Here is a 12,002-nt window from a genome sequence, read left to right as displayed (position 1 = left end):
TGGAAACAATGGCTTATCAACATCAATTTGCCATGCCCCGAAAAACGACTGGGGAATGACACTCGCAACCGGGGAAAGTTCTTCCCCATTTCAGGGACTGCGTTGGAACGACAGGCGAACACTTGTGCCCTCGCCCTCGCGACTGTCCAGGCTCACCGTACCGCCGCAGCGCTCCATAATCCGCTTGACCAGTACGAGCCCGACGCCGAGCCCGCCTTGCTTGGTGGTGAAAAACGGCCGGAAAGCCATGCTGCGCTGTTCCTCGTTCATGCCTCTGCCGGTATCGCTCACCACCACGCTGACGTCTCGGGCATCCGTCGGCTCCAGAATGACGGTGAGCGTGCCGCCCTGGTCCATGGCCTCCAGCGCGTTGGCCAGCAGACGGTTGAGTATCTGCGTCAACTGCATCTGCTGGCTCAGGACCATGGGCGTGTCCTTCGGCTCGAACACCACATGAACGCAGGCCTTGGCGATCTGCTGCTCGAAGGCCATGAGGCTGTCGTGCACCGCCGCCACCAGGTTCACCGGTTCCGGTTCATCGGTGAGCGGGCGCAAGGATTGCAGCAATTCCCTGACCCACGTCGACATGCGATCGACCTGACCGATGATGTCGTTGATGTTTTGGTGCGCCGGGCCATTGTCGAACTCCAGCGCCAGTTCGGCACTGGAGCGAATGGTCGCCAACGGGTTACGCAAACTGTGGGCCACCGCCGATGACATCTCGCCCAGGGCGACAAAGGTTTCGTTGGTGATCAATTGTTTTTGTTGCGCCGCCAACAGGATCGCCGCACGCCGCACGATCCAGTACAGCCCCAGATAAATCAGCCCGCCGCCCAGTGCGGTGGCCAGCCATATCAGCACCAGACCGCGCTCCATGCGGCTGATCAGGTCCTCGGGTTCCTTGTAGATCTCGACCATCGCCGTGACGTGCTCGCCGTCGGCATCGAACAGCGGAATGTAGTTTTCGATGAAGATGAATTCCGGCGGCGAGACGAACTTTTGCTCCATGCGTGTCTTGTCGACGTCGTGATAACTGGTCGACACCGGCGTCCTGGAGGCGAATGCGCGCTCAAGGTCTTCGTCGGCATGGATCGTGGTGCCCATCAATGCCGGGTTGGTCGACCAGATCACCATACGGTCGGGGGCGTATATGTTGGCAAGGATCACGTCAGGCAAGTGCTCGATGTGGTCGAGAAATTCGCCCCGGGCGTTGGCGCGGGCCATCGGGTCTACGTCGGGGAAATCCTTGTCCTTGCGCGGGTCCAGCAGCTCGCCCATGCTGCGCACATTGGGAATCGATACGTGGCGCACCTCGGTCAAGGCAATCGTCTGAATGAACTGCGAGGTCAGCAATGCATCGCGCTGCACGCTCTCGGTAATCACAAATCGCGTGGACACAGCCCCCAGCGCCACCGCCACCGTACCAATCACCGCCATGCTGATGAGGGAAAACCAGCGCAGCAGATTGAACGGTTGCTTTCGCGAGCTCAAGCGCACATCGCCCTCTTCGGACTGGAGCGATTGTGTGGGCATGTTCATGGGCGTACTTCCCGGCGATTCCCCCCATTGGTTATAGCCCACGGTCAGGCATTTGCCCGGTATTGGGTGTTGACGTGACGATCCGCTGTTGGATCCATCAATCGATACACGTCGTAACCGTTCGGCAAACACACATTCAGTGGTTTTGCCTTTGCAAACTGCCACGAGCACAGTCTGGCGCTTCCGAGATTTTCAGCAGTGCTTGCTCATGTTTAACCACGCGTGTTTAAAAACACTTCGTGTTACTTCGCGCAGGCTACAACGCCTTGCGCTATTGCCTACGCTTGCGCCAGAATCCGCCGGCTTGTGCGCCTTGATCTTGGGCTTTATCGTTTTCCGGTCGCTGAAAATCAGTGATCGGGTTTGGTAGCCCGAGCTGCATAAGGTGCATTGCATCGCCATTTGAGGCTTCTGGTCTCGCATTTATGGTGGTCATGCACAGGGCGCCTTCGGGCGCGCCGGTTTCCTTGTGCCCGGTCTACCAACCTGCGTATGGCCACCACCCCTCGTTTGGTAGCGAGGGTGATGGCTCCTTGTTGTTAGCATAAGGAGTTTTATTTATGTTCAAAGTAACGCCCAATCCACCGGACACCGATCCGGCATCGCCGCAAGACAACCCCGATTCAGAAGCACATCGCGAAGCTGTCAATCGCGCCCTCGATTTCTACTTCAACCCTGCCGCCCAGAACGCTCACATCAAAGCCACTCCGCGAACACCCACCACCCTGTTCATCGTCAACCCGGAGCTCGATACCGAAACCCTGTTGGCCCATGCGTGTGAATCCCTGGCATCGGCCAATGTCATGGCGACGGACCTGGCGGATCAACTGGACGGGACATGCCGCAACTCCCTGCTGGGGATTGCGCAAGTCATCATGCTGGGCGAGTTGGCGGTGAATCGGGCGCTGGATCAATTAGCCCCCACCGAGTAGCGACTGCGTCCAGCTGTCTGTAGGAGCAAGCTTGCTCCTACAGGTTTCCCGCCCTCCCCGGCATCCCCATCGCCCCCCAATGCTGGGGACAGTCGCCCGTTGGTTCGTCCGGCATCCAGGCAACGCTTAATAGCGAAACGCTGTAATGCCGGGCCTCTGCCGGCCGTTTTCAACGATTGGTACGGAAGTTGCCGACTCCCCCGTCAACTGACCCACCCCCCCAAGGGGCAGGTCTCTGATAGAGGGAATACTCATGCACCCTTTACTGTCCAAAACCACGATCGCCCTGGTCGTGTCCGCTCTGGCCCAAGGCGTCGCCCAGGCTGCGCTGTTTGCTGTCGACCCCGGCCCCTATGTTCCCGCCAACGGTAACTTCGCTTCCTGGTATCAGGACACCCACGGTCGAACCCTCGACTTGTGCCTGTCCAAGGCCGTCAGCTCCAGGGTTCCAAGTGCGCCCGGCGCACCGTCCTACATGTGCCTTTTGAATCCGAATCCCGGCATTTTCGATGACACTCAACCCATCGTTTTCCCGACCAACTTCCCCGACGAAGCGTTCTGGTTCACCGGCGACGGATCCATCGTCGATGCCGCACGGGGCATCGACCTGACCTATGTCAGCGCCGTTGAAGCCGCGTTCAGTGGTGGCGACCCGCTGGAAGGTGATCAGGTCAGTTTTGGCCGTATCCGTATTCGGGTCGACGTGCCCACTGCGGGCACCTATGTCATCACTCATCCTTACGGCGTCGATGTCTTCAACGTCGATACCCCCGGGCGCCGCGCGATCAACATGACCCGGGACATCGGCATCGGCTCGCCGAAAACCTACGACGGTGCGCTCAAAGCGGACATCGGCCCCTTCCTGCGCAGCCTCAACGGCCCTTACGTCGAGCCCAACCCGGTTACCGGTTCAACCGACACGTTCGTGGGCGATCCGAACCTGGAAGAGGCTTTCACCGGCAGCCCTTTCAATACCAACTACATCCGCATTGAAGGGCCTAACGGACTGGACTTGCGCACGACGGTGATGGCCATTTCCGGCAAATTATCGACGCTCGTTCGCCCCACTCCGATCATTGCCGAACGCAGCACCTATTCGCGCACAGCCGGCGCCAGCGCCCCGGTGGCCCACCAGGATGTTTTCGTCATGGCCCCGCCACCACCGGCCACCGTGACCCTGGACAGCAACACCCCGGTGTTGAACCTGATCGAGGCCAACACCACCGGCCACTGGTACGCCCAGTCAGCCACCAACCCGACGTTGCCGAGCAGCTTGCTGGTGACGGCCGACAACCATCTGGCCATCCCTACCAGCACGCCAACCTCCTTGTCCATGCCGCTGACCGACCTGGTGGTGATTTCACGGGCCGAGTACAGCCTGAGCAGCGGGCAAATCACGGTAGTGGCCTCGACCAGCGATGAAACATCGCCACCGATTCTCACCGCCACCTCCGGCACGGGTGTCGCCATCGGCGCCCTCAGTGGCAGCGGCGCAGAGAAATCCCTGTCGACCGGCATCTCGCCGATTCCACCGGCCAAGGTTCAGGTGACGTCATCCAATGGCGGCAGCGATACCGAAGAAGTGGTCATCGTGCAATGAACGCTCTCATGCCCAGATCCGCATCAGGAGGCATCATGAACAAGTGGCCACGCTTCGCGCTCAAGGCGCTCGGGCTGACTCTTTCGCTGTCCGGCAGTGCGTTCGCGCAACTTAATGCCGTCGATACCGGCCCCTACACTTTCGCCACGGGGAAATTCCCCATGTGGTATCAGGACAGCAACTTGCTGTCGCTGGAACTGTGCCAGTCACGGGCTACCAGCACGCGGGCACCGGGTGCTCCTGGCGCCCCCGCCTATATGTGCATCCTGAATCCGGAGCCCGGCATTTTCGACGACACCCTGCCGATGGTGTTCCCGGATAACTGGCCACCGGAAGCGTTCTGGTTCCTCGCCGAGACCAGCATCAATGATGTAGGTGGTTATGGCGTGGATGCCTACGTGGCCGGGATTGAAGCGGCGTTCGCTGCGGAAAACCCTGTCGACGGCGATCAGGCCAGCTTCGCGCGGATTCGCATGCGGGTAAACATACCTGTCGCGGGCACCTACACCATCACCCACCCGTACGGCGTGGAAACAGTCAACGTCACCACACCGGGCCGCCGGGCGATCAACATCACCCGCGACATCGGCATCGGCGCACCGGGCAACTTCGCCGGGGCACTCAACGGGGAGGTCGGGCCATTTCTGCGCAGCGTCAACGGGCCGTACACCGAAGTGAATCCGGACACCGGCGCCATCGAGACATTCGTGGGTGATCCGAACCTCAGCGAAGCGGTCACCGGCAGCCCGTTCAACAATAACTTCCTGCGTGTCCAGGGACCGGCCGGGACCATTCAGACCAACCTCTTTACCGTGTCCGGCAAAGTCCTCGACAGCCGTGCGCAAACCCCTGTGGAAATCGGCCGCGCCACTTACCGTCGCCTCCCGACAGGTCCGGGCACGAGCAGTACCCGGGTCGAAGTCTTCGGCAAATCGGCCATCAGTTCGAGCCTGTGCTTCCGTGAAACCGTGCCTCTGGTTCCCGGGCCACCGCAATCGCCCTGCCTGGTCACCATGCTTGGCAACAACACCGGCCAGTTCTTCGGCCATCGTTTGACAGGCAGCACGGTTCCTCCGGTGGTCGTGGTCACCGCGACCGACCCGAGTGGCACCAACCGGCCAACGGCAGTGTCGAGCAAAGTCACCGACATCGTGAAAATCCAGACTGCACGCTACAACTGGAGTAATCACAGCCTCCTGATCGAAGCCACCTCGTCAGACGAAGTCGTGGTGCCGGACATGGTCGCCCAAGGCTTCGGACGGCTGACGAAAACCGGCACCTTGCAACGCCTGAGCGTTGCCGATCTGTCGCAGCCACCGGCCAGTGTCACGATCAAATCCGCCGCCGGCGGCAACGACACCGAACCTGTGGTGGTGATCGGCACACAACCGAACAGCGGTGAAAACGAGGCGCCGCTGGCCGTTGCCGACACCGGCAGCACCAGCTTCGGGGTGCCGATCACCCTCAACCTGCTGGCCAACGACAGCGACCCGGACGGCAACACGCCATTGAGCATCGTCGCGCTGACCTCACCGGCCGCCGGGCAAGGCACCGTGGCGATGAGCGGCACGACCGCCGTGGTCTACACACCGCCCCCCGTAGTCACTGCGCCGATGACCACGACCTTCACCTACAGAGCTCAAGACATCAAAGGCCTGGCCTCGGTCACTCCGGCGACCGTGACCATCACCGTGGCGCCTAACCGGCCACCGGTGGCCGTCGCCGACAGCGTCGCAACCCTGGGCGTGGCGATACCGATCAGTGTGCTGGCCAACGACACCGATCCGGAAGGCAACGTGCCGCTGGCGGTCGCCAGCTTCACGCAACCACCGAACGGTCGCGGCAGCGTCAGCAGCAACGGGACGGTAATCACATACACCCCACCGGCCAACTTCACCACGGCGTTCACCACGACCTTCACTTACTTCGCCCGGGACAGCTTCGGCGCCCAGTCGACGGCACCGGCGACGGTCACCGTGCAAGTCTCGCCACGGCCACCGGCAGAAACCTTCACGGTGACCACGGCAACGGTGTCGGCACGCTCCAACAACCGCTTCACCTGGGACTTCGCGGGCACCTCATCGGTGACCACCGGCAACGTCGTCACCATCCGGGTGAGCACCCCAACCGGGTTGGCAACCCTGGGCACCGCCACGGTGGCGGTGACCGGTCGCTGGCGGCTGACGGTGAACAACACCACCACGGTGATTCCATCGGCGAACCCGACGGCCACCATCACCTCGTCCCAAGGCACCGTGCGCACCGTGACGGTGATATCCAACTGAGCCTTGGCCCCATCGGTCACGTGGCCGATGGGGCTGGCCTCTTGCGAAAGGACAGTCTCATGAAAACGTCGACCGCCGCCCTGCTCTGCCTGCTTCTGCTCTGCAGCAGCGCGGGCGTGCGCGCCGACGATCTGATGGAGAACGATGACCTGGGCCCCGGCACCGACCTCGGCGAGTTGCCTCCGCCGATTGGCCAGCACGCGCTGATCGACCAGAACGGTCAGGCCAACGTGGCGCTGCTGCAACAGAACGGCCAGTCGCTGCTCGGCACCATCGTCCAGTCGGGGAGCAATCAGGAAGCCTACATCCTGCAACAAGGCAGCGACCTGATGGCAATGATCACTCAGCAAGGTTCCGGCAACTCGGCCTCGATCACCCAGACCGGCAGCCAGAACCGCGCACAGATATCCCAGAACGGCAATAACAACGACGCCAGCATCGACCAGGCCGGCACGGGGCTTTCCAGCGCCGTGACCCAATCGGGAAACGGCATGAGCGTTTCAGTCAAACAATACCGCTAAAGCACCGCACCACATGGAGGTTTCATCATGTTCAAACTGACGCCCCTCACCGCCGCGATCCTGGTCATTGCCAGTGCCCAGGCGTTGGCCAACGACAGCATTTCCACCCAGGACCAGGTCGGCACCGCCAACATCGCCAATGTGAAACAGACCAAGGCCCCCTACAGCACCGCCACCCAGCAGCAACTCGGCGAGGGCAACGATGCGGCTGCGGTGCAGGACTCGGCCACCAGCACCATCGACCAGAACCAGGTCGGTGAATACAACGCCGGTTACGCCGAGCAATTGTATGAAGACAACAGCACCATCACCCAGAAACAGACCGGCAGCTTCAACACCAGCCATGCCAGTCAATCGATCGGCGCGGGCGGCGGTGAAGTGCTGCAACAACAGGAAGGCAGCGGTAACTTTTCGTTCGTCTATCAGGACAGCCAGGAGGGCACTTCCGGTCAAACCTTCCAGTACGGCGACAGCAATGAAGCCAACATCGAACAGATCCAGCCCGGCATCGGCAACATGGCGGTGATCATCCAGTACGGCACCACCAACTACGCCACCGCCGAACAGATCAACCACATGGGCGGCCAGATCGACATCAACCAGTCCGGCGCCAACAACTATGCCTACGGCGACCAACGCAACGGCGACGGCGGCAACCTGACCATCAACCAGAACGGCGACGGCAACGGCACCGAGATCTGGCAAGACGGACAAGCGGGCAGCACGGCCACCGTCGACCAGATGGGTGAGACCAACGAAACCGTGGTGGACCAGAGCTTCGGCGAAAACAACACCGCTCAGGTCTTCCAGGTCGGCAACCTCAACGCGATCTACGCCGACCAGTTCGAGTCCACCGGCTCGACCCTGGCGCTGTACCAGACGGGCACGGGCAACGTGCATTTCACCTATCAGTCCGGCGAAGGCCATTCGCTCACCGCGACTTCGGTGGGTAGCGACAACAAGGTCTACGCCAGCAATTGGAAAGGTCCGCAAAAAGGTGGTCAATTTGGCAGCAACCAGAACGCAACCATCACTCAGAACGGCAAGGAAAACATTGCCAACTTCACCCAGGACGGCGTCGGCCACGTCATGACCACCAGCCAGACCGGCATGGGCAACAAAACCATCGTCAGCCAGGCGGAGAACTACAACGAGCTGTACTTCGATCAGAACGGCACCGACAACATGCTCATCGCCGACCAGCGCGGCACCACCAACCTGGTCGAGGGCAGCAGCAACGGCATGAACAACCGTAGCGAATTCGACCAGTCCGGCACCAGCAACCTGGCCTCTACCAGCCAGTGGGGCAACGATAACAAGATCACTCTGAAACAGACCGACAGCATGAACGTGGCGTATGTGACCCAGAGCGGTATCGGGAACATTGCCAATGTTGATCAGAGTGGCGTGACGCAGATGGCGACCATTCAACAGGTGGGTATGGATAACCAGGCGACGGTGTTGCAGCAGTAATTGCGGGGGTATAAAAAACCGCGGCCCTTGAGGGGGGCGCGGTTTTTTTGTGGCCTGCTTTCTGTAGGAGCCAGGCTTGCCGGCGAAGGCGTCTTGACAGGCGACGATTATCTTTCAGGTGTACATATCCGTTGCTGCGGTAACGGCCGCTATGGGTTTCGCCCTTACGGCGAGTCACTTGGAAAAGCGCCAAGTAACCAAACGCTCTTGCCCCTTTCGTTCGGTGCCTCGCTAATGCTCGGCATGCCCTCGCTCCGGTCCTGCTCCGTGGGCCCGCCGCCATCGGCCATCCATGGCCGGGGGCGGCTAACCCGGCATCCATGCCGGGTTGCCCACTGCGCAGAACCTGCGCTCGGCCTCTCGAGGGGGCGCTCAGATCAAAAGCGCAAGGCGAGCTAACGCTCGGCCTGAAGAGTGGTGAAAATCAAAAGCAAATGCAGATCCCTGTAGGAGCCGGCTTGCCGGCGATGGCGGTGGGTCAGTCGACGCATTTATCGCCTGAAAGGACGCCATCGCCAGCAAGCCGGCTCCTACAGGGGGTGGGGGCATTCGTGGGTGAAGGGTCGGCTGCCAGGCCGCCTTCGCGAGCAAGCATCGCTCCTACGAAGAGCCAAGCAACGCACCCGCCCTTCACCACTCATCAGGCCGAGCGTTAGCTCGCCTTGCGCTTTTGATCTGAGCGCCCCTTCGGGAGGCCGAGTGGAGGTTCTGCGCAGTGGGCAACCCGGCATGGATGCCGGGTTAGCCGCGCACGGCCATGGATGGCCGATCGCGGCGGGCCCACGGAGCAGGACCGGAGCGAGGGAACGCCGAGCCTTAGCGAGGGGCCGGACGCTGGGGCGAGACCTTTTGGTTCCTTTTGGGGCGTTTGCCAAAAGGGACTCGCCGTAAGGGCGAAACCATAAGTGGCCGTTACCGCAGGAATGGATATGTACACCCGAAAGAAAATGGTCCGCCATCAGGCCGCCATCGCCGGAACGCCGCCCGCAGCAAGCCGGCTCCTACAGAGGTTCGGGGTACATCCGCATGAACCATGTCGGCCCGAAGGCCGCCTCGGTCACTCTTCTTCAGGCACCACCTTGTTCTGGGTCAGATACCGGTCAAGCGTCTCACCGCTCTCAGGCGAATTATCCCCCGCCACCTGCCACAAACGCCGCTCGATCCCCTGCGCCAGAAGATGCCCCACCGCCGCCTCGATCGCCGACAACACACACAACTGCGCCGGCTCGTTGGTGGTGTAGCCAACCTCCGCCTCAAGCAACTTCTTGAACTCGATAAACTTGAACACCCCGGCACTACGGCCCACGGAGTAAATCGTCTTGCTGGTCATCACATTGGCCAGCACCTGACCACTGCGCACATCCACCGCGCGCAGGTTCACCGTGACCTGATCCACCCGATACTCCCGGGAAATATCGATACCCAGGTAACGCGCCCCTTCCCCGCCGCTTTTCACATTGGTGTCGTACGCAATAATCCCGCCCTCAAGCATCATGTTCGCCGCTTGCAACGGCGGCAGTTCGCCCTGGATATTCACCGGCGTGTTCGGCTTTTTCTGCGAGGCGCGGATGATCTTGCGTTCGGTCAGCAGGTTCTGCAGCCCCTCCCGCTCCAGCACCACAAACCAGCCGCTGGCCTGCAACGCATCCATCAGCATGCTCGCCGCGCCTTGAGTGACGCTGGTAGAAAACGAACTGGCCGGGGTCGGTTTGTATTGCCCGGTCTGGTCGCGAAAACCGTACACCACCGCCATCAACCGGCCCTTGGGTCGTGGCATGTTGATCAAGTCGTAGTAAGTCGAAGCCCTCGGGGTCAGCGTCGGGGTTTCGGTGTCCTGCTCAGCCCCGATCGGCTCGCGCAGACTGCACCCCTGTAACGCCGCCAACATCAGCCCTAGCACCATTATTCTTTTCATATCCTTCCCTCCCCATCAACCCGGATCCCTTCAAGGGGCCAGGCCGCTCACCTGAATTTCGGAGACTTCACCGGTCGCTCGGTCGGTCACGACGATGGTCAATTGGCCGGAGTCGTCGACCACGTTGACGATAAAAGCGTCGGTGGTCAGGCTCCCGGTGTTGCCCGCGGAAATGTTGTCCAGCAACTGCCCGAGCAACCGCGACTGCAACTGACTGGAGAACCGCTCCAGCGCCGAAGTACCGGCCGCGGCGGTGCGTTTTTTCAAGTCAGGATCGTCGTAATCGTTTTGCGCCTGGGCGTTGTTGAGCAGCCAGGTCCCGTTCAGCGGGTTGCCGCCAAACGAGGGGTTGATGGGCGTGTAGACCAGCTCGGTGGCCTGGACCAGGCCACAACTGCCGAGCCCGACCAACCAGATGCCTGCCCTTGAAAACAGGCGGTGCTGCGAGAACGTTGTGGTTTTCATAGTTCGTCCCTCTCAAGGTCCGTTGTGTCCTGCAACAAGGCTTCCAGCTTGCGCTGGACGATCTGCCCGCGGACCCAGTCGGCGGCGTCATAGGCCTCTTCCTTGAGTTCCACGGTGTTCGGCGGCAAAAAACGCCGGTAAACCAGACGCTGCTGATATTCCACAGTGACCAGGGCGCCCCACCGCGCCGAAGGTCGTTCGCGTACCACCAGGTTGAAATCCATCGGGCTGGTGGCGCGCAGGCGTTCACTGAACGAGTAGTAAAAGTCGTGACCGATGTGCGAGATCGTGTCATCGACGATGAACCCCATCATTTCGTCCTCTTCGCCGGCCGTGGCGGCAGCAGACGCCAGCATCAGGATCACGGCCACGCAGAATCGGTTCATGGCTGCAACGCTTCGGGCGATTGTGACTGGCCCTTGGCAGGTCCCGATGTGCCCTCGAGAAACGCTTTCTCGGCCACAAACTGCCAGTCCTTGTAACTCGCCATGCCGGCAAAATCCGACCACTGAGAGGGGAAGTCCGCCTGCTTGAGCGGCGTGTCCGTGGAGGCGCTGTTGAGGCCGGTGATGCGGCCATCGAAACCGCGCATCAGGCTCCATTCGCCGCCGCCGATCGGGTCCGGATACAGCTGCCGGATATGGTGTTTTGGGCTGGGAAAACGCTCGTCCTGCAACAGGTCTACCAGCTCCTTCGGGTATTGCGCCAAGCCTGGTGAACTGCGGTAGTAGCTGCGCAATGCCTGGGCGTATTGCGTGCCGACCCAGAGCAACTGGCGCTCACGATCACGGCGCGAGAGGGTCGACCACAACTCGCCGGCAGTGGCCAGGCCCATGCCCATCAGCATGATCAGGAACAGCACGCCCAGGTAAGTGAAACCGCCCTCGCTCGAAGGTTTACCACTCGGAATAGAGGCTGCCATCACGCGCCCTCCCTGTGGCCCCGCTTTTGATATCGGCGACACCACCCGGTACGCCATCCGGTGGTGCGACCATGACCCAGAGGTCCTTGCGTTCGGCAATCGGATCCATCGGCGAGTTGCGCAGGTAGCGTTGTTCCACCAGTTGCTCAAGGGAATCGGGATAACGCCCGGTGTCGCCGTAGTAGTGATCCAGGGCTTCGCGCATCACCGACAGGCTCTGGCGCAGCGTGGTCTCTTTCGAGGCCTCGAGGCTGTTGAAATAACGTGGCAAGGCGATGGTCATCAGGGTTGCGATGATTGCCATGACCACCATCAGTTCCAGCAAGGTAAACCCCTTTTCCCGACGCATA

The 12,002-nt window shown here is 61.2% G+C and carries 11 protein-coding genes; 5 read left to right on the top strand and 6 right to left on the bottom strand.

The features are described 5' to 3' along the window. Positions 1-90 precede the first annotated feature (90 nt). Entirely contained in the window at positions 91-1,539 is a 1,449-nt protein-coding gene (locus IB245_RS22940; RefSeq protein ID WP_192228733.1) for a sensor histidine kinase, read from the bottom strand. A 560-nt stretch (positions 1,540-2,099) separates the two neighbouring features. Between IB245_RS22940 and IB245_RS22935 the strand changes: the two genes are divergently transcribed. The 5 genes from IB245_RS22935 (at position 2,100) to IB245_RS22915 (ending at position 8,350) form a co-directional block, all read left to right on the top strand. Continuing rightward, a complete protein-coding gene (locus IB245_RS22935) occupies positions 2,100-2,471 on the top strand; it encodes a DUF6124 family protein (RefSeq protein WP_008034164.1) in 372 nt (123 codons plus the stop codon). Positions 2,472-2,724: 253 nt separating this feature from the next. Next, a complete protein-coding gene (locus IB245_RS22930; RefSeq protein ID WP_008043629.1) occupies positions 2,725-4,071 on the top strand; it encodes a hypothetical protein in 1,347 nt (448 codons plus the stop codon). A gap of 35 nt (positions 4,072-4,106) precedes the next feature. Beyond that, a complete protein-coding gene (locus IB245_RS22925) occupies positions 4,107-6,356 on the top strand; it encodes an Ig-like domain-containing protein (RefSeq protein ID WP_008043630.1) in 2,250 nt (749 codons plus the stop codon). A gap of 59 nt (positions 6,357-6,415) precedes the next feature. Next, the gene (locus tag IB245_RS22920; protein ID WP_192228732.1) at positions 6,416-6,877 is read left to right on the top strand and encodes a curlin; all 462 of its coding nucleotides are present in this window, start codon (positions 6,416-6,418) and stop codon (positions 6,875-6,877) included. Between the two features lie 27 nt (positions 6,878-6,904). Next, a complete protein-coding gene (locus tag IB245_RS22915; protein ID WP_192228731.1) occupies positions 6,905-8,350 on the top strand; it encodes a curlin in 1,446 nt (481 codons plus the stop codon). Positions 8,351-9,407: 1,057 nt separating this feature from the next. Here IB245_RS22915 and IB245_RS22910 read toward each other — a convergent pair. From IB245_RS22910 to IB245_RS22890, 5 genes are read right to left on the bottom strand one after another with little or no spacing between them, the layout of a single operon-like run. After that, positions 9,408-10,265 (bottom strand): CsgG/HfaB family protein, encoded by an 858-nt coding sequence (locus IB245_RS22910; RefSeq protein ID WP_008034033.1) that lies wholly within the window; start codon positions 10,263-10,265, stop codon positions 9,408-9,410. Positions 10,266-10,295: 30 nt separating this feature from the next. Next, positions 10,296-10,730: a curli assembly protein CsgF gene (locus tag IB245_RS22905; protein ID WP_008043342.1), complete on the bottom strand. Its 435-nt coding sequence runs from the start codon at positions 10,728-10,730 to the stop codon at positions 10,296-10,298. Beyond that, on the bottom strand, positions 10,727-11,116 hold the full coding sequence (gene csgE / locus IB245_RS22900; RefSeq protein ID WP_008034030.1) for a curli production assembly/transport protein CsgE: 390 nt from the start codon (positions 11,114-11,116) through the stop codon (positions 10,727-10,729). Before csgE ends, IB245_RS22905 begins: the two co-directional genes overlap by 4 nt. Continuing rightward, positions 11,113-11,652, bottom strand: coding sequence for a type II secretion system protein (locus tag IB245_RS22895; protein WP_192228730.1), 540 nt, complete (start codon positions 11,650-11,652; stop codon positions 11,113-11,115). The genes csgE and IB245_RS22895 overlap by 4 nt, the downstream gene beginning before the upstream one ends. Continuing rightward, a complete protein-coding gene (locus IB245_RS22890) occupies positions 11,627-12,001 on the bottom strand; it encodes a type II secretion system protein (protein WP_192228729.1) in 375 nt (124 codons plus the stop codon). The genes IB245_RS22895 and IB245_RS22890 overlap by 26 nt, the downstream gene beginning before the upstream one ends. Position 12,002: the final 1 nt, after the last annotated feature.

Origin of the sequence: Pseudomonas sp. PDM02, from assembly GCF_014852285.1 — a bacterium.
GTDB classification, from domain to species: Bacteria; Pseudomonadota; Gammaproteobacteria; order Pseudomonadales; family Pseudomonadaceae; genus Aquipseudomonas; species Aquipseudomonas migulae.
Note: the sequence above shows the minus strand (reverse complement) of the source record. Positions and strands in the feature narration are given on the sequence as shown.